This window comes from Prescottella soli (genome assembly GCF_040024445.1).
GTDB classification, from domain to species: domain Bacteria; phylum Actinomycetota; class Actinomycetes; order Mycobacteriales; family Mycobacteriaceae; genus Prescottella; species Prescottella soli.
This window is the reverse complement of the sequence record NZ_CP157276.1, coordinates 4,213,074-4,231,259: the sequence shown is the minus strand read 5'-3', so window position 1 is coordinate 4,231,259 and position 18,186 is coordinate 4,213,074. Positions and strand designations below refer to the sequence as shown.

18 protein-coding genes are annotated in these 18,186 nt (G+C 69.3%); 1 reads left to right on the top strand and 17 read right to left on the bottom strand.

The genetic code is table 11. The features are described from left to right. Positions 1–93 precede the first annotated feature (93 nt). The 5 genes from rpsG to ABI214_RS19690 all read right to left on the bottom strand — a co-directional run bounded on the left by rpsG (position 94) and on the right by ABI214_RS19690 (position 2,965). Positions 94–564 (bottom strand): 30S ribosomal protein S7, encoded by a 471-nt coding sequence (gene rpsG / locus ABI214_RS19710; RefSeq protein ID WP_005518273.1) that lies wholly within the window; start codon positions 562–564, stop codon positions 94–96. Next, positions 564–938 (bottom strand): 30S ribosomal protein S12, encoded by a 375-nt coding sequence (gene rpsL, locus ABI214_RS19705; RefSeq protein WP_127915634.1) that lies wholly within the window; start codon positions 936–938, stop codon positions 564–566. Before rpsL ends, rpsG begins: the two co-directional genes overlap by 1 nt. A 321-nt stretch (positions 939–1,259) precedes the next feature. After that, on the bottom strand, positions 1,260–1,790 hold the full coding sequence (locus tag ABI214_RS19700; protein ID WP_348604179.1) for a DUF3558 domain-containing protein: 531 nt from the start codon (positions 1,788–1,790) through the stop codon (positions 1,260–1,262). Then, complete coding sequence (locus ABI214_RS19695; RefSeq protein WP_348604178.1) at positions 1,787–2,320, bottom strand: DUF3558 domain-containing protein; 534 nt, start codon at positions 2,318–2,320, stop codon at positions 1,787–1,789. The genes ABI214_RS19700 and ABI214_RS19695 overlap by 4 nt, the downstream gene beginning before the upstream one ends. Positions 2,321–2,338: 18 nt before the next feature. Beyond that, positions 2,339–2,965 carry a TetR/AcrR family transcriptional regulator gene (locus ABI214_RS19690; protein ID WP_348604177.1) on the bottom strand — a complete coding sequence of 209 codons (627 nt, stop codon included), beginning with the start codon at positions 2,963–2,965 and terminating at the stop codon, positions 2,339–2,341. Between the two features lie 217 nt (positions 2,966–3,182). Here ABI214_RS19690 and ABI214_RS19685 point away from each other — a divergent pair, with 217 nt between their 5' ends. Further along, positions 3,183–3,311 (top strand): hypothetical protein, encoded by a 129-nt coding sequence (locus ABI214_RS19685; RefSeq protein WP_348604176.1) that lies wholly within the window; start codon positions 3,183–3,185, stop codon positions 3,309–3,311. Positions 3,312–3,369: 58 nt separating this feature from the next. Here the strand turns inward: ABI214_RS19685 and ABI214_RS19680 are convergent, their stop codons facing one another. The 12 genes from ABI214_RS19680 to ABI214_RS19625 all read right to left on the bottom strand — a co-directional run bounded on the left by ABI214_RS19680 (position 3,370) and on the right by ABI214_RS19625 (position 18,120). Then, on the bottom strand, positions 3,370–4,155 hold the full coding sequence (locus tag ABI214_RS19680) for an enoyl-CoA hydratase family protein (protein WP_348604175.1): 786 nt from the start codon (positions 4,153–4,155) through the stop codon (positions 3,370–3,372). 11 nt (positions 4,156–4,166) lie between these two features. Beyond that, on the bottom strand, positions 4,167–5,330 hold the full coding sequence (locus ABI214_RS19675) for an acyl-CoA dehydrogenase family protein (RefSeq protein WP_348604174.1): 1,164 nt from the start codon (positions 5,328–5,330) through the stop codon (positions 4,167–4,169). Next, complete coding sequence (locus ABI214_RS19670) at positions 5,327–7,330, bottom strand: acetyl/propionyl/methylcrotonyl-CoA carboxylase subunit alpha (protein ID WP_348604173.1); 2,004 nt, start codon at positions 7,328–7,330, stop codon at positions 5,327–5,329. The genes ABI214_RS19675 and ABI214_RS19670 overlap by 4 nt, the downstream gene beginning before the upstream one ends. A 13-nt stretch (positions 7,331–7,343) precedes the next feature. After that, positions 7,344–8,942: an acyl-CoA carboxylase subunit beta gene (locus tag ABI214_RS19665; protein WP_348604172.1), complete on the bottom strand. Its 1,599-nt coding sequence runs from the start codon at positions 8,940–8,942 to the stop codon at positions 7,344–7,346. Continuing rightward, positions 8,939–10,087: an acyl-CoA dehydrogenase family protein gene (locus ABI214_RS19660; RefSeq protein ID WP_348604171.1), complete on the bottom strand. Its 1,149-nt coding sequence runs from the start codon at positions 10,085–10,087 to the stop codon at positions 8,939–8,941. Before ABI214_RS19660 ends, ABI214_RS19665 begins: the two co-directional genes overlap by 4 nt. Continuing rightward, the gene (locus ABI214_RS19655) at positions 10,084–11,832 is read right to left on the bottom strand and encodes an acyclic terpene utilization AtuA family protein (RefSeq protein ID WP_348604169.1); all 1,749 of its coding nucleotides are present in this window, start codon (positions 11,830–11,832) and stop codon (positions 10,084–10,086) included. Before ABI214_RS19655 ends, ABI214_RS19660 begins: the two co-directional genes overlap by 4 nt. Next, the gene (locus tag ABI214_RS19650) at positions 11,829–12,638 is read right to left on the bottom strand and encodes a TIGR03084 family metal-binding protein (RefSeq protein WP_348604168.1); all 810 of its coding nucleotides are present in this window, start codon (positions 12,636–12,638) and stop codon (positions 11,829–11,831) included. Before ABI214_RS19650 ends, ABI214_RS19655 begins: the two co-directional genes overlap by 4 nt. Positions 12,639–12,758: 120 nt before the next feature. Beyond that, positions 12,759–13,112: a hypothetical protein gene (locus tag ABI214_RS19645; protein ID WP_348604167.1), complete on the bottom strand. Its 354-nt coding sequence runs from the start codon at positions 13,110–13,112 to the stop codon at positions 12,759–12,761. Positions 13,113–13,258: 146 nt separating this feature from the next. Further along, positions 13,259–14,797, bottom strand: a complete 1,539-nt coding sequence (locus ABI214_RS19640; RefSeq protein WP_348604166.1) for a DHA2 family efflux MFS transporter permease subunit — start codon at positions 14,795–14,797, stop codon at positions 13,259–13,261. Further along, positions 14,794–15,264 (bottom strand): MarR family winged helix-turn-helix transcriptional regulator, encoded by a 471-nt coding sequence (locus ABI214_RS19635; protein ID WP_348604165.1) that lies wholly within the window; start codon positions 15,262–15,264, stop codon positions 14,794–14,796. The genes ABI214_RS19640 and ABI214_RS19635 overlap by 4 nt, the downstream gene beginning before the upstream one ends. A gap of 152 nt (positions 15,265–15,416) precedes the next feature. Then, positions 15,417–16,382, bottom strand: a complete 966-nt coding sequence (locus ABI214_RS19630; RefSeq protein ID WP_348604164.1) for an NADPH:quinone oxidoreductase family protein — start codon at positions 16,380–16,382, stop codon at positions 15,417–15,419. A gap of 46 nt (positions 16,383–16,428) precedes the next feature. Further along, complete coding sequence (locus ABI214_RS19625) at positions 16,429–18,120, bottom strand: FAD-dependent oxidoreductase (protein ID WP_348604163.1); 1,692 nt, start codon at positions 18,118–18,120, stop codon at positions 16,429–16,431. Positions 18,121–18,186: the final 66 nt, after the last annotated feature.

The following is an 18,186-nucleotide window of genomic DNA, read 5'->3' as shown; positions in this document are numbered from 1 at the left end:
TGTCAGCCGGCCCGGTGACGGAACCGACACAGTAGTGACAACGCCAGGCCGAGGGATTTGGTGCCCGGAAGGCTCCCCCGGCCTGGCGTGGTGTCACCAGCGGTAGTGCGCGAACGCCTTGTTGGCTTCAGCCATCTTGTGGGTGTCCTCGCGACGCTTCACCGAAGCGCCCAGGCCGTTGCTCGCATCGAGAAGCTCGTTGGCGAGACGCTCGACCATGGTCTTCTCACGACGAGCGCGCGAGAAGGTGACCAGCCAGCGCAGGGCCAGCGTGGTGGAGCGGCCGGGGCGAACCTCGACCGGCACCTGGTAGGTGGCGCCACCGACGCGGCGGCTGCGGACCTCGAGGGCGGGCTTGACGTTGTCGAGCGCGCGCTTGAGGGTGACGACCGGATCGGTGCCGGTCTTCTCGCGAGCCTGCTCGAGGGCACCGTAGACGATGCGCTCGGCGGTGGACTTCTTGCCGTCCAGCAGGATCTTGTTCACCAGCTGCGTGACCAGCGGCGAGCCGTAGACCGGGTCGGCGACGAGCGGGCGCTTGGGAGCGGGGCCCTTACGTGGCATTAGCTCTTCTCCTTCTTGGCGCCGTAACGGCTGCGAGCCTGCTTGCGGTTCTTGACACCCTGGGTGTCGAGCGAGCCGCGGATGATCTTGTAGCGCACACCGGGGAGGTCCTTAACACGACCGCCGCGGACGAGCACCATCGAGTGCTCCTGCAGGTTGTGGCCCTCACCCGGGATGTAAGCGGTGACCTCGACAGAGCTGGTCAGGCGCACACGGGCGACCTTCCGAAGCGCCGAGTTCGGCTTCTTCGGGGTGGTGGTGTACACGCGAGTGCACACGCCACGACGCTGCGGGCTGCCCTTCAGGGCCGCGGTCTTGACCTTGGCGGCCTTGTCGCGGCGGCCCTTACGGACCAGCTGGTTGATGGTTGGCATGTATCGGCTTTCTTCGTTGGTTCCAGACCGCTCAAACGAGCAACCCTGGCTGTTCTGAAATTAGGGATCCATCGGTTGGGGCAAGAAAGCTGCTGCCCCGCACCCACCCCGCGCGTGCACACGAGGTCGGGCGTGTCGCGTACCCCCACACAGGCAACCGGATGCTCGTACCTGCAGAAACCTCACGGAAACTCCAGAAACACGCGCACGCCAATGCCTCGCATAGGCACACAGATCGGCCCGAGCACGTCGGACACGACCCCCAACGATACCTGGCAGCTACATTCGAGGTCAAAGCGGCCCCAGGGGTCGGGCAAGGCGTCAGGCGCTCAGGTTCAGCGTCAGTTTCGCCAGCGTGGCCGCAGCCTCACAGGGGTCGGGATGTGCCCCGCCCCGGTACTGCACCCACCAGCCGACGACACCCGAGGCGGGGCTGCCGGTGGAGATCCCGCACGAACCGGGATCCTGCGGTTGCCGCGCGAGCACCGCCCGACGGCCGTCGACACTCGCGTCCTCGACCGTGTAGCCCAGGCGGCGCGACGTCTCGCGCTCGACGTCGAGCGCACCCGTCTCGAACCAGTCGAACGTCACCCGCACCGGGCCGGCCGGGCCGGCGACGGACCACCGGCAGATCGCACCGAAGAAGCCGCGCTCGATCGCGCCGCCGCCCACGGCGTCGGCGATCTGGCCGCCGTCGACCGCGTCACATTCGGTGAGCAGCGCCGCATACGCGGACGACGATCCCGGCGCGGTCGCCCCCTCGCGTACGGGCGTGCCGTCGACGGTGGCGCCGCAACCCGAGAGCGCGAGGACGCTCACGGCAGCAGCCGCCGGGATCGTGCGGCGCTTCACTTCACAGCCCTCTCGACGGTCAGCTCGGCGAGCCGCTGGGCCGCCCGGCACGGATCCGCCGTCGGCGCGGCGTCCGCGTAGGCGATCGACCAGTGCACGAAATCGTCGCCGAACTGCACGCCCAGCTCGCACAACCGACTCGAGAACGAGGCGACGAACCCGGGACGGCCGCCGATCTCGATGTCGGTGGCCGGGCGCCCGATCAGTTCACTGCCGACGCGCTCGCGTCCGATCGGGCTGCCGCGGTACCAGGAGAAGGAGACGTGCGGGGAGCCCTGGCCGTCCTGCGCGGACGACTGCCACTCGCAGCCCACCGAGTTGCGGACGGCGGTCCCGAAGCCGGGGACGCCGAACGCCTTCGCGACCTCGTCGTCGGTCACGGACCCGCATTCACCGAAGAACGGACCGGCACCCCCCGCGGTCGACGCCGGCGCGTCACCGGACGCGCCCTCCGCGGATCCGCCGCCGCCACAGCCGGCGAGCAGCAGCGGCACCGCAGCCAGCAGGGCACCCACCAGCTTCTTCGGCATGGAGCGGAACTGTACCGGCTACGACAGCTGGGCCGTGGGCGACGGCGCGGCGGCGATCGAGCCGAGCGCCGCATCGAGCTGGGCCGCCCAGCACCGCACGATCTCGTCGCGCCGCCGCGAGTCGTCGGTCAGGACGTCGGCGAGGCCGAGCCCGCGGGCCAGATCGAGGGTGGCCTGGACGAGGCCGCGAATGGCGGGGTCCGAGTCGTCGACGCCGAGGCTCTCGACAGCGGTGCGGTGTGCGACGCGGCCGAATCGCTCCTCGAGCGGGACGACCCGCGCCCGCAGTTCCGCGTCGGCGGCCGCGGCGGTCCACACCTGCAGTGCCGCCTTGAACAGCGTGCTCGTGTAGTAGTCGACGAGCCGCGCGACCACCGCCTCGGTGCGACCGGCGCCGTCGGGCAACTCGGTGGCCTCCCGGTGCGCCTGCTCCATGCGGCTGTCGAACATGAACTCGAGCGCCGCGGTGATCAGGTCCTCACGCGTCGGGAAATGGTGCTGCGTGGCCCCCCGCGAGACTCCGGCCCGCTGCGCGACGACGGCCACCGTCGTGGCCGACCAACCGAACTCGGCCAGGCAGTCGACGGTCGCTTCGAGGAGTCGGTGCCTGGTGAGGCGGCTCCTGTCCTGTTGTGGTGCGCGCATCGGTTTCGCTCTCCTGTCGTACTCGCCGGTGTCTTCCGGCCGTCGTGTGGCTACGCCGCCTTGTGGGCGGTGCGTGCGGCGCGTCGAGCAATAGTTCCCCAAGTAAGGGTAACCTTCATCACAACTTCATTGCAGAACGGCCACGCACACGTTACTAATACCCCAAGGAAGGGCACCCTTCCTTTCTTTCGTCACAACAACTCACAGGAGCAAAAACATGGGTTCTGCCGAGCTCGTCGACTTCTTCGACTTCGTCACCGACTTCGCCGGCTACGCCAGCGACCTCATCGGCGCCCTGAGCTTCTTCGCCGGTTCGCTCGACACCATCTCGGGCATCTTCGGCTGACCCGATGCTCCGACGACCGTGGGGTCCGTTCCATCGTGGAACGGACCCCACGGTCGTCTCAGCCCTCGACGGCCCACCGCGGCGGCCGCTTCTGCAGGAACGCCGTCATCCCCTCGACGGCCTCCTCCGAACCGAACAGCCTGGCGGACTGCGCCGCCAGGCCCTCCGCGTAGCGGTCGAAGTCGGCCACCATCCGCATCGTCGTGAGCTTCTTGGACTCCGCCAGCCCCTGCGGCGAACACGCCCGCAACGTGGCCACCAACTCGCGCACCGCCTCCTTCGAATCCTGAACGGCCTCGCTGATCAACCCGATCGCCTCGGCCTCGTGGGGCCCGAACTTCTCCGCCGTCAGGAAATATCGTCCGGCCGCCCGCGAGGTGAGTCGCGGGATCACCGTCAGCGAGATGATGGACGCGGCCAGACCGAGACGCGCTTCCGTGAGGGCGAACGTACTGTCCGGCCCGGCCACGACGACGTCGCACGCTCCGATCAATCCCATTCCGCCGGCGCGGACGTGACCGTCGATCCGTCCGATCACCGGTTTGGGCAGCTCGACGATCGCCCGCAGCAGTTCGGTCATCTGCCTGGTGCGCGCCGCCGCGAGCTCCGCCGGGTCCGCGTCCGCGGCCGCGCTCGCCTCCGACAGGTCCGCCCCCGCGCAGAACGTGCCGCCCGTGTGGGTGAGCACGACGGCGCGCACACCGTCGTCCGCCGCAGCGTCGGCCAGCGCCTGCCGCAACTGCTCCACCAGCAGCGTCGAGATCGCGTTGCGGTTGTGCGGCGAGTCGAGGGTCAGTGTCGCCGCACCGTCGGCGACGTCGTAGCGGACACGTCGATCCGTCATGGTCGGCACTCCTAGTAAGACTTGGGCAGGCCCAACGAGTGTTGGGCGACGAAGTTGAGGATCATCTCGCGGCTCACCGGCGCCACCCGCGCGATCCGGGCCGCGCCGAGCATCGCGGACAGCCCGTACTCCTTGGTGAGCCCGCCGCCGCCGTGGGTCTGGATCGCCTGGTCGAGGGTCTTGATGCTGGCCTCGGCGGCCGCGTACTTGGCCATGTTGGCCGCCTCGGCTGCGCCGAAGTCGTCGCCGCTGTCGTAGAGCACCGCGGCCTTCTGCAGCATCAGCTTCGCCAGTTCGAGTTCGATCTTGCACTGGGCCAGGGGGTGCGCGAGACCCTGGTGGGCACCGATCGGCGTCTTCCAGACGGTGCGCTCCTTCGCGAACTTCACCCCGGCCTCGAGCGCCCACCGCCCCATACCGATCGCCATCGCCGCGCCGAGGATGCGCTCGGGGTTGAGGCCGGCGAACAGCTGCATCAGCGCCGCGTCCTCGGAGCCGACGAGCGCGTCGGCGGGCAGTCGCACGTCGTCGAGGAACAGCGTGAACTGGTGGTCCGGCTCGACGATGTCCATCTCCATCGGCGTCGCGACGAAATTCTCGGCGTCGGTGGGCACGATGAACAGCGCCGGCTTGAGCTTGCCGGTCTTGTGGTCCTCGGTGCGCGCGACGATCAGGACGGCGTCGGCCTGGTCGACCCCGGAGATGAAGACCTTGTTGCCCCGAAGGATCCAGTCCTCACCGTCCCGCCGTGCGGTGGTGGTGATCTGGTGGGAGTTGGAACCGGCATCGGGTTCGGTGATGCCGAACGCCATGATCTTCGAGCCGTCGGCCAACGCGGTGAGCCACTCCTGCTTCTGCGCGTCGGTGCCGTACTTGCCGATGATGGTGCCGCAGATCGCGGGCGAGACCACGACCAGCAGCAGCCCGGCGCCCTGCGCCGCGAGTTCCTCCTGCACCAGCGCGAGTTCGTAGATGCCCGCTCCCCCACCGCCGTACTCCTCGGGCAGGTTCACACCGAGGAAGCCGAGCTTGCCGGCCTCGTTCCACAGTTCGGTGAGCGGCTCGCCCTTGCGCGCCTTCGGCAGCACGTAGTCGACGTAGTTGAAGCGCTGCGCGAGCTTGGACACCGCGGCCCGCAACTCCTTCTGCTCCTCCGTCTCGATGAAGTTGCTCATGCGGTTTCTCCTTCTGCGACTTCTGCTTCCACGATTGCCAGGACTGATCCGACGTCGACCTGCTGGCCGACGGCGACGGGTAGTTCGGTGAGCACGCCCGAGGTGGGCGCCTTGACGGTGTGTTCCATCTTCATGGCCTCGAGCCACAGGATCGGCTGCCCGGCAGCGACCCGGTCTCCGACGGTCGCGCCGAGGCGGATGACCGCGCCGGGCATGGGCGCCAGCAGCGAGCCCTCCGCGACGACGGTCGACGGGTCGACGAACCGCGCGAGCGCGGTGAGCGTCACCGGCCCGAGCGGCGAGTCGACGCACACCCGGTCGCCGTAGCGGGCGACGTCGAACCGGCGCTGCAGCCCGCCGACGTCGAGCACCACGCGGTCGGGCGTGGACGACACGAGCGCGACGTCGTCGAAGTCCTCCGCACGCAGACCCGATCGGGTGAGCAGGTAGCGGATGTCGTGGTCGCCGTGAATCCCGTTGTACCGCTTGCTCTGCGGCTGCGACGGCAGGTTGCGCCAGCCGCTCGGCAGTGCGCCGAGCACCGGTGCGGCGGCACGGTTGGCCGCGGCGTCGGCGACAGCGGCCGCCAGCGCCGAGAGCCTCTCCGCGTTCTCGTCGGCGAGGGGACGCGCCAGCGAGTCGAGCCCGTGGGTGTCGAAGAACGCGGTGTCGGTGTCGCCCGCGAGGAACGCCGGGTGCCGCAGAACGTTGACGAGCAGATCGCGGTTGGTCTGCAGCCCGTGCAGGCGGGTGCGGGCCAGCGCCGACGCCAGCACCTGCGCGGCCTGGGCGCGGGTGGGCGCGTACGAGATGACCTTGGCAAGCATCGGGTCGTAGAAGACGCTCACCGCCGAACCGTTCTCCACACCCGAATCCAGGCGCACGCCGGTGCGTTCGAGGACCTCGAACTCGACGGTGCTGCCGGGCAGTTCGATACGCTCGACGACGCCGCTCTGCGGACGCCAGCCGTGCGCCGGGTCCTCGGCGTAGAGCCGGACCTCGATCGAATGGCCCCCGATCGCGGGCGGCTCGGCGGGCAGTTCGGCACCGGACGCCACCTGCAGCTGCAGTTCGACGAGGTCGAGTCCGGTGGTGCATTCGGTGACGGGATGCTCCACCTGCAGGCGGGTGTTCATCTCCAGGAAGAAGAAGTCGCCAGCCTCGTCGGCCAGGAACTCGACGGTGCCCGCGCCCTCGTAACCGATCGCGTTCGCGGCGAGGCGCGCGGCGTCGAACAGCCTGGCTCGCATGGCTGGAATGCGTTCGACGAGCGGCGACGGCGCCTCCTCGACCACTTTCTGGTGGCGACGCTGGATGGAGCACTCGCGCTCCCCGATCGCCCACACGGTGCCGTGCCGGTCGGCCATCACCTGCACCTCGATGTGACGTCCGGTCTCGAGGTAGCGCTCGCAGAACACCGTCGGATCACCGAACGCGGACTGCGCCTCGCGGCGGGCCGCCTCGATCTCGTGCGGCAGCGCCGACAGCTCGCGCACCACCCGCATGCCGCGCCCGCCGCCGCCGGCGGACGCCTTGACCAGGACCGGCAGGTCGGCCTCGGTCACCGACTCGGGGTCGAGTTCCGCGAGGACCGGCACCCCGGCCTCGGCCATGATGCGCTTGGACTCGACCTTCGAGCCCATGAGCGCGATCGACTTGGCGGGCGGGCCGATCCACGTGAGACCGGCCGCCTCGACGGCCTGTGCGAAATCGGCATTCTCCGAGAGGAATCCGTAGCCGGGATGGATGGCGTCGGCGCCGGCGGCCTGCGCCGCGGCGATGATCGCGTCGGCGCGCAGGTACGTCTGGGCGGGGGTCGCTCCCGGCAGCCGGATGGCGGCGTCGGCCTCCGCGACGTGCGGGCTCGCGGCGTCCGGGTCGGAGAACACCGCCACGGTGCCGACGCCGCTGCGACGGCACGTCGCGAACACGCGGCGGGCGATCTCGCCGCGGTTGGCGACCAGCACGGACGTAATCGTGGAGTTACTCGCAGAAGTCATCAATGTTCTTCACTCACATCCGGAAGACGCCGAAGTTCTCGGTGCCCTCGATCGGGGCGGTGGCAATGGCCGACAGGCACATTCCCACCACCGTGCGGGTGTCGCGGGGGTCGATCACGCCGTCGTCGTACAGGCGCCCGGACAGGAACATCGGCAGCGACTCGGCCTCGATCTGGTTCTCGATCATCGCCCGCATGCCGGCGTCGGCCTGCTCGTCGAACGCCTGCCCGCGGGCCTCGGCCGCGGCGCGGCCGACGATCGAGATGACGCCCGCGAGTTGGGCGCCGCCCATCACGGCGGACTTCGAGCTGGGCCACGCGAACAGGAACCGGGGATCGAACGCCCGCCCGCACATGCCGTAGTGGCCGGCGCCGTACGACGCACCGAGCAGGATCGAGATGTGCGGCACCTTCGAGTTGGCGACCGCGTTGATCATCATCGACCCGTGCTTGATCATGCCGCCCTCCTCGTACTCCTTGCCCACCATGTAGCCGGTGGTGTTGTGCAGGAACAGAAGTGGCGTGTTCGAGCGGTTCGCCAGCTGGATGAACTGGGTGGCCTTCTGCGATTCCTCGCTGAACAGCACGCCGCGCGCGTTGGCGAGGATGCCGATCGGGTAGCCGTGCAGCTCGGCCCAGCCCGTGACGAGCGACGAGCCGTAGAGCGGCTTGAACTCGTCGAAGTCGGACCCGTCGACGATGCGGGCGATCACCTCCCGCGGATCGAACGGGATCTTCAGGTCCGACGGCACGATGCCGAGCAGTTCCTCGGAGTCCTCGAGCGGTTCGATCACCTCGGCCCGCGGCGCCGGCCCCTGCTTCTTCCAGTTGAGGCGGCGGACGATGCTGCGGCCGATGCGGATCGCGTCCTGCTCGTCGAGGGCGAAGTAGTCGGCCAGGCCGGACTTGCGGGCGTGCATCTCGGCACCGCCGAGGGACTCGTCGTCCGACTCCTCACCGGTCGCCATCTTCACCAGCGGTGGCCCTGCGAGGAACACCTTGGAGCGTTCCTTGATCATCACGACGTGGTCGGACATGCCCGGGATGTAGGCGCCGCCCGCGGTGGAGTTGCCGAACACGAGCGCGATCGTCGGGATGCCGGCCGCGGACAGCTGGGTGAGGTCACGGAACATCCGCCCGCCGGGGATGAACACCTCCTTCTGTGTCGGCAGGTCGGCACCGCCCGACTCGACGAGCGAGATCACCGGAAGGCGGTTCTGCACGGCGATGTCGTTGGCGCGGAAGCCCTTCCTCAGCGTCCACGGGTTGCTGGTTCCGCCGCGGACCGTCGGATCGTTCGCGACGATGAGGCACTCGACGCCGCTGACGACGCCGATCCCGACGATCGTCGATGCGCCCACCGGGAACTCGGTGCCCCACGCGGCGAGCGGCGACAGCTCGAGGAACGGGGAGTCCGGGTCGAGCAGCAGTTCGATGCGCTCGCGGGCCAGCAGCTTGCCCCGCTTGTGGTGCCGCTCGACGTACTTCTCCCCGCCGCCGGCGAGCGCCTTGGCATGCTCGACCTCGAGTTCGGTGAGTTTGGTGGTCATCGACTCCACCGCCGACGTGTACTCGTCCGACTTCGTGTCCAGTGCCGACTTCAGGATCGTCACGACTGATACCCCAATCGCTTGGCCGCCAAGGAGGTCAGGATCTCGGTCGTCCCGCCTCCGATGCCCAGAATTCGCATGTCCCGGTACTGCCTCTCCACTTCGCTTTCCGCCATGTAGCCCATGCCGCCGAACAACTGCACGGCCTGGTTCGCCACCCACTCGCCGGCCTCGACGGCGGTGTTCTTCGCAAAGCACACCTCGGCGACGAAGTCCTCACTCGACGTGAGCGAGCGTTCGACGAGGGTGCGGGTGTAGACGCGGGCGACGTCGATGCGCCGCGTCATCTCGGTCAGGGTGTTCTGCACGGCCTGCCGCGAGATCAGCGGCCGGCCGAACGTCTCGCGGTCGCGGCACCACTGCAGCGTCAGGTCCAGGCACCGTTGCGCACTCGAATACGCCTGCGCGGCCAGCGCGATGCGCTCGGTGAGGAACGCGTGCGCGATCTGCGCGAACCCCGAGTTCTCCTCGCCCACCAGGTTCTCCACCGGGACCCGCGCGTCGACGAACGACAACTCCGCGGTGTCCGACGCGCGCCAGCCCATCTTGTCGAGCTTGCGTGCCACCTCGAATCCCGGTGTGCCCCGCTCGATCACGAGCAGCGACACCCCGCCGGCTCCCGGACCGTCGGTGCGCACCGCGGTGACGACGAAGTCGGCGCGGACGGCGGAGGTGATGAACGTCTTGGCGCCGTTGACGATGTAGTGGTCACCGTCGCGCACCGCCGTCGTCCGCAGGTGCCCGACGTCGGAGCCGCCGCCCGGTTCGGTGATCGCGAGCGAACCGATCTTCTCGCCGGCGAGCGTGGGCCGCACCCAGCGGTCGATCTGCCGCGGATCGCCCGCCGCGATCAGGTGCGGCAGCGCGATTCCGCACGTGAACAGCGACGCGAACAGCCCGCCGGACGCCCCGGCCTGGTGCATCTCCTCGCAGATCAGGACCGCGTCGACCAGGTCACCGCCGTCGCCGCCGACCTCCTCCGGGAATCCGGCGCCGAGCAGGCCCAGCGCGCCGGCCTTACGGTGCAGCTCGCGCGGGATCTCGCCGCCGCGCTCCCAGTCGCCGAGGTGCGGCAGGATCTCCTGCTCGACGAAGCCGCGGACGGTCTTGCGCAGCTGCTGCCGCTCGGGGGTGTCCCACACGGTCATGCGTGTCCTTCCTGAAGTTCGTCGGCGTAACTGGGGACCAGGCCGGTCGGGATCTCGATGTGCCGGGACCGGAGCCACTCGCCGAGCCCCTTGGCCTGCGGGTCGAACCGGGCCTGCGACGCGACCCCGCGGCCGAGGATGCCCTCGATGACGAAGTTGACGGCCCGCAGGTTCGGCAGCACGTGCCGCGTGACCTCGAGCGACTTCGCCTCGGGCAGCATCCTTTTCAACTCGTCGACGGTGAGCGCGTGGACCAGCCACCGCCACTGCTCGTCGGTGCGCACCCACACCCCCACGTTGGCGTTACCGCCCTTGTCGCCGCTGCGGGCGGCCGCGACCGCGCCGAGCGGAACCGTGACCGCGTCGTCGGCGGTGAGCGGCTGCGGCAGTGACGGTTCGGGTAGATACCCGAGCGCACGGGTGTCGGCACTCGGGGCAATGTCGACGCGACTACCGTCGGGCAGCACCGCGACGTGCGGCACCTGGTCGGCGTCGACGTACCCGGGCGTGAACACCGCGTACGGCTGCCCGTTCGACGGCGGCGCGGTGAGCGTGAATCCGGGGTAGCTGGCGAGCGCGAGTTCGACGGCCACCGACGAGAACGCGCGGCCGACGACGTTCGGGTCGGTGTCGCGGACCGTGCAGCGCAGCAACGCGCTCGCGGCCTCCTCGGTGTCGGCGTCGGGGTGGTCGGTGCGCGCGAGCGTCCACTCGAGTTCCTGCGGCTTGTCCGTGAGCCACGAATCCATCTGCCGTCGAACCAGTTCCGCCTTGGCCTCGATGTCGAGCCCGGTGAGCACGAACGTCGCCTCGTTGCGGAATCCGGCGAGCGCATTGAGCGACACCTTGTACTGCGGCGGCGGCGCCTCCCCGGTCACACCCGCGATGCGGACGCGGTCGGGGCCCGCGGCGGAGAGCTCGACGGAATCCATCCGCGCGGTCACGTCGGGATTCGCGTACCGGCCGCCGGTGATCTCGTACAGCAACTGGGCGGTGACGGTGTCGACGGTCACCGCTCCCCCGGTACCCGAGTGCTTGGTGATGACCGACGATCCGTCGGCGGCGATCTCGGCGATCGGGAACCCGGGGCGACCGAGGTCGACGATCTCGGTGAACCACGAGTAGTTGCCGCCAGTGGCCTGCGTGCCGCACTCGATCACGTGACCGGCGACCACGGCACCCGCCAGCTTGTCGAAATCGTCTCGCGCCCAGCCGAAGTGCGCCGCGGCGGGCCCGACGATCACCGACGCGTCGGTGACCCGGCCGGTGACGACGACGTCGGCGCCCGCGCCCAGGCAGTCCACGATGCCCCACGCGCCCAGGTACGCGTTGGCGGTCAGCGGCGTGGTGTCGCGGTCGAGCCCGAGCTCGGCGACCCGCGCGATCAGGTCGTCGCCCTCGACATGGGCGATCTTCGCGTTCAGCCCCAGCCGGTCGTTCACCTCGCGCAGCGTGTCTGCGAGTCCGGCCGGGTTGAGTCCGCCGGCGTTCGCGACGATTTTCACGCCCCGCTCGAGCGCCAGGCCGAGACAGTCCTCGACCTGCCGCAGGAACGTCTTCGCGTAGCCGCGCGACGGATCCTTCATGCGGTCCCGCCCGAGGATGAGCATCGTCAGCTCGGCGAGGTAGTCACCGGTCAGGTAGTCGAGTTCGCCGCCCTCGAGCATCTCGCGCATGGCCGAGATGCGGTCGCCGTAGAAACCCGAGCAGTTGCCGATCCGGACGGGTGCCGGGGACACGGTCATCGCGCCGCCTCCGTCCGGTCCGCCTGCGCGGCGTCGCGGCCCGCACCGGGTGGGCCGGCGAACGCCTGCGCGATGCCGAGCCACTCCTCGGCGTCCGCACCCGTCGTCCGCAGCGCCGTGGCGTCCCGGTCGACACGCTGCGTGACGAGGAGGCAGAACTCCTCGGCCGGCCCCGTCACCCGCTGGGTCGCGTCCTCCGGACCCCACGCCCACACGGTGCCGTCGGGAGCGGCCAGTTCGACCCGGAACTCCTCGGCCGGCGGCGTGAGCTGGTGGACGCTGTACGCGAAGTCGCGGGTGCGAACACCCAGTCGCGCAATGTGCTTCAGACGGTCGGTCGCGTCGGTCGACGCCCCGAGCGCGTCGGCGACGTCGCGCCCGTGCGCCCACGTCTCCATCAGCCGAGCGGTCGCCATCGAGGCCGCACCCATCGGCGGCCCGTACCAGGGCAGCTTCGCGCCGGACGGGACCGCGAGCAGCACCTCGGCCAGCCGGTCGCGGGTCGTCCGCCAGTCGGCCAGCAGCTCGCGCGGCGGGCGCCGCGACTCGACCTCGGCGCCCTCGTCGACGAAGCCCTGCGGGTTCTTCCACGCCTCGGTGAGCTGCGCCGCGAACGCGTCCTCGTCGGTGGCCGCCATCAGTGCAGCCCGGTCGGTCCACGCGAGGTGACCGATCTGGTGCGCGACGGTCCAGCCGGCGGCCGGTGTCGGCGTCGCCCACCGATCGTCGGGCAGATCCGCGACGAGCGCGTCGAGCACCGCCCCCTCCGCGCGAAGGTCGTCGACGATCTTGTTCAAGTCAGCCACTTACCCCTCCTCGAATGATGAGACCAGCATCACATCGAGGTCGCCATAAATCAAGCGCGAGTGATTGTTTATTGGGGTGTAGGCGGACACGAACGCACTGCGCCGCAGGTCAGGCGCCGATCAGGCGCTCAGATCGGCCTCCGCGCCCCAGTCCCGACGGCCGCCGCTCAGCGACCATCCGAAGTCGGGCACGCGGGTGACGGCGTGCTGGCGCTCGATCGCGAAGTCCGTGACCGGGAGACGCTCCACCAGATCGGAATCGGCCAACATGTTCCCCACGACGCCCTGCTCGAACATCGAGAACGCGGTGTGGTTGACCGATTGGACGGCGACCTGCAGCGCCGTGAGCGCGGTGCCGTGCGGACCGAACTCGGCGAGCGTGTGACCGCCGTCGATCGTGGTACCGACCACCGCGTAGTAGTGCCAGTGCGAAGTGTTGTCCGGGTTGTGCGCGACGTCCGGCTCGACAGCCATGATCGCCCCTTCCCTACTCGAGGCTCCTGTCGCGACGATAGAACCGACCCCCGACAAGATCGGGGCGACGCGCCGACGCCAACTCGGACAACGCGAAGAGCCCCCGAGTGAACGAATCACTCGGGGGCTCCTCGACGTGCTGAGCGTCAGTGCATCATCACCGGCTGGACGTCCTCGGTCGTCGGCGTGACGCGCCGACGGGGCAGGAAGAACGCGGGGATCAGCGTGCACAGAACCAGCACGAACGCGACGGTGAACGTGTTGCCGAAGGCCTCGGCCGCCGCGCCCAGGATGTGTTCCGGCATGCCGGGGGGCTCAGTGGCCACCACCTGGTCGAAGTGCTGCGCCATGACCGTCTCGTTCGTGAGACCGCGGTCGAGGAGCTGGTTCGTCAGGATCACGGACATCGTCGCGGTGCCGATCGAACCGGCGGTCTGCTGGACGATGTTCATCAGCGTCGAACCGCGGGCGATCATCTCGTTCTTCAGCGTCACCATCGCGGCCGTCATCAGCGGCATCATGGTGCAGCCCATGCCGAGCCCCTGCACGAACAGCGAGCCGAGCAGCAGCCAGTACGGCGAGTCCGAGGACAGCTGGGTGAAGGAGAACATGCCCAGTGCGATCAGCGGCAGACCCGTCAGCACGATCTTGCCGGGACCGATCTTGTCGACCAGTCGGCCGGCGATCGGCATCGTCACCATCGCACCGATGCCCTGCGGCGCGAGCAGCAGGCCCGCGGCCAGCGTGGACTCACCGCGCACCTGGATGAAGTAGCTCGGGAACAGCAGACCCGCACCCATGAACGCGACGATGAACGTCGACGTGGTGAGCACCGCGACCGTCAGCTGCCGGTTCTTGAACAGACGCAGGTCGATCAACGGGTGATCCTTGCGCAGCGCGTGGAACACGAATCCGATGATCAGCACCAGTCCGATGCCGGCCGAGACGAGAACACGGGCCGAGGCGATGGTGCCGGTCTCCGGGATCGACGACACACCGAACAGGAACAGCGCCAGACCGGGCGAGAGCAGCAGCATGCCGACGAAGTCGAACGCCTGCGACGGGCTCGGCTTGTCCTTGGGCAGCAACTTGAACGCGGCCGTCAGCGCGACGATGCCGACGGGCAGGTTGATGAGGAAGATCCAGTGCCAGCTGGCGGCGTCGATCAGCCAGCCACCCAGGATCGGACCGCAGATCGGGCCCAGCAGCATCGGGATACCGAGGACCGCCATGACGCGGCCGACACGCTCCGGACCCGCCGCGCGGGTCATGATCGTCATGCCGAGCGGCATCAGCATGCCGCCACCGAAGCCCTGGATCACGCGGAACGCGATGAGCGACTCGATGTTCCAGGCGAAGGCACACAGCACGGAACCCACCACGAAGAGCACGAGTGCCGACATGTACAGCCGCTTGGTGCCGAACCGGTCGGCCGCCCAGCCCGTGATCGGGATGACGGTGGCCAGTGCCAGCGTGTAGGCGGTCATCGTCCAGGCGACGACTGCATAGGTGGTATCGAACGTTTCGATGAACGTCGGCACCGCGACACTGACCACGGTGACGTCGAGGATGGACATGATGGCACCGAGCACCACCACGGAGGCGATCTTGAGGACCGCGCCGTCGATCTTGTCCGACTCGGGGGCCCCGGGTTGGGGTCCGGTCGTCGAGTTGGGCGTCGTCATGTACAGAATTCCTGACCTCGGGCCCGCAGGGCGTCGCCTGCGAGTATCGGTTGAAGGGCCTCGAGCAACCGCCCGCGATCCGGCTGATCCAACCGTCCCGCGAATGCACGGAGCTCGTCACGCTTGTCTTCGAGATGACGGGAGACCAGGGTTCGCCCGGACTCCGTCAGCGAGACCCGTTTGATCCGGCGATCTCCGGGGTCCTCACGGCGCAGTACCAATTCCTGGCACACCAACTGGTCGATGTTCCGACCGGCCGCAGCCACCGACATCCGAAGACACTCGGCGACCTCGTTGATCGCGATCGGCTCCCCGTGCTGCGCCAGCACGAAGAGCGCGCGAACCTGCGAGAAGGACAGGTCCATCGCGACGAGGGTGTCCATCGACTCGGACTCCCCCATGCCCAGGAGACGCATGATGAACTCCTCGAGCGCGTCGTAGACCTCATCTGGAGTCACATCTGCCACGAACGGAAATAGTAGCGACTGCGCAACTATTGCAACAACGCAAGGATGCTCGGTCCCCACCCGGATTCGCGACTCGTCCACGACACCACGAGCCCCGGACCTGCAGCAACAGATTTTCCGCGCAGGAGGGGCTCAGGTGATGAGGAACACACTCACTCCTGGACGAGGACGGCCTTTCCGAGGACGCGCCCCGCCTCGAGGTCCGCGAGCGCCTCGGCGGCGGCCGCGAGCGGATAACGCGCGGTCACGATCGGACGCAGCCCCGCCCGCACGTGCTTCACCAGAGCGGCGTGCGTCTCCGCGAGCGCCGACGGTTCGGTCCGCAGGAACTCACCCCACGCGGCCCCGACGACGCTGATGTTCCGGAACAGGACCCGGTTGACCTTGATCGACGGGATGCCCCCGCCCGCGAATCCGATCACCAGCAACCGGCCCTCCGGCGCGAGCGCACGGACCGCGTCGTCGAACGCGTCGCCGCCGACCGGATCGACCACCACATCGGCTCCGCGCCCACCGGTGAGCTCACGCACCCGGGTCGCCCATCCGTCGGTGAGGCGCACGACGTCGTCGGCGCCGATCTCGCGCAGGAAGTCGTCGGCGCCGTCGCGGCGCACCACCGCGATCACCCGCGCGCCGTGCGCCTTCGCCAGTTGGATCGCCGACGTCCCGACACCGCCCGCCGCACCGAGGATCGCGACGGTCTCCCCCGCCTGCAGCCGGGCCCGGCGACCCAGCGCGAACTCCATGGTCTGGTAGTTGATGATGAGCGACGCGGCCTCGTCGAATCCCAGCTCGTCCGGGATCGGCAGCACCAGCGCCGGATGGACCGCGACCTGCTCGGCGTAACCACCGAGGCTCGACACGGCGAGCACTCGCTGCCCCGGTTCGAATCCACTGGCCTCCGGGGCGCTGACGACGACGCCGGCGATCTCGGTGCCCGGCACGAACGGCGGTTCTGGACGCAGCTGGTACTTGCCGTAGCTGATGAGCAGGTCCGGGAAGCACACGCCGCTGGCCTTCACGTCGATCAGGACCAGGCTGGTCGCGTCCGGTTCGGGCACGTCCTGCACCACCATCGACGACGGCCCCGCCAGTTCCGTGACCACCACTGCGCGCACTTCCCACCTCCGAATCCGCAGGGCCCGAATGCCCCCTGCAGTGACGCTACCCGGCGAACAGGCCTCGACGCTTGCGGCCGACCGCCACCATCTCGGCCGTCTCGGTCATCTTCACGCGCGGCCGCCCCGAGGCCAGTCCCCGGCTGCGTTCCGCGCGATCGATCGCGTCCCAGCCGCGGCGGGAGATCCGCTCGGGCTGACGGCGCGCCAGCAGTTTGCCGAGTTCCCTGCGCCCGCCGGCCGGTGTCGGCAGGCGCCGCGCCTCGAAGTCCTCGACGATCCGGGCCACCGTCTCCCGGGCGCACGTCTTGTTGGTGCCGATGACGCCGGTGGGGCCCCGCTTGATCCACCCGGTCACGTACACACCGTCGAGCGGTTCCCCCGCCCCGACGACGACACGACCGCGATCGTTCGGGATCACCCCCCGGCGGTCGTCGAACGGAACACCGGCGAGCGGCCGGCCGCGGTAGCCGATCGATCGCAGCACCAGGGACGTGTCGATGCGCTCGGCGTCGTCGGTGGGATGCGCCGTAAGGCCGCCGGAGGCGTCCTCGACCAGTTCGTTCGCGACCACGGTCAGTCCGTCCACCCGGTCGGCGCCGAGGATCTCCGTCGGCGACGTCAGGTACCGGAACACGATCCGCTTGTTGCCCGGCGCCGGTGTGCGCTGCGAGAACTCCTGCGCCAGGCGCACCTTCATCACCACGGCCGGCTCGACGCCGCCGTCCAGCAGCGCCTGCGACGCGGGATCGAGCGCCGCCTCGGCCGGGTCGATCACGACGTCGACACCCGGCAGGTCGCCGAGGGCCAGGAACTCGGGGTTGGTGTACGCGGCCTGCGCGGGACCGCGCCGTCCGAGCAGCACCACCTCACGAATATTGCTGCGCCGCAACGCCTCGAGCGCATGGTCGGCAATGTCCGTCTTGGCGAGATCGTCCGGGTCCGCCGTGAGGATGCGGGCGACGTCGAGCGCGACGTTGCCGTTGCCGACGATGACGGCCCGCTCACCCGAGAGGTCGAACGTGCGATCCGCGTAGTCGGGGTGCCCGTTGTACCAGGCCACGAACTCGGTCGCGGCGTGGCTGCCGGGCAGGTCCTCGCCGGGAATCCCGAGCGCGCGGTCGCTCGACGCGCCGACCGCGTAGATCACCGCGTGGTGATGGGCCAGCAGGTCGGCGTGGCTGACGTGTTGACCGACCTCGACGTTGAGGTGGAACTGGAACTCGTCCCGTCCCAGGGACCAGTCGAACATCTCGGTCACCACCTTGGTGCCGGGATGGTCCGGCGCGACACCCGCACGCACCAGCCCCCACGGCGTAGGCAGCTTCTCGAACATCTCGACCTCGACGTCGGACCGCTTGAGCAACTCCTCGGCGGCATAGCAGGCCGCCGGTCCGGCGCCGACGATCGCGACGCGCAGCGTGCCGAGGTCCCGGACCGGCGGGGTGGCGGGCGTCAGCGGGATCCAGCCCGGCTGCAGCGGGTGCCGCGTGTAGTAGTCGGCGTTGATCTCCCGGTACCGCTCGAGCGACGCGGTCAGCTGATCCTCGGGGAAGATCGCGCCGACCGGGCAGGCGTCGACGCACGCACCGCAGTCGATGCACGTCTGCGGCTCGATGTAGAGCATCTCCGTGGTCGCGAACTCCGCTTCCTCCGGTGTCGGGTGGATGCAGTTCACGGGGCACGCCGAGACGCAACTCGCGTCGTTGCAGCACGCCTGGGTGATGACGTAGGCCATTTCGATTCCCGCCCTTCGCGCGCCCGGACGTGATGCACGCCCGACCACCGCGCCGATGTGACAGCC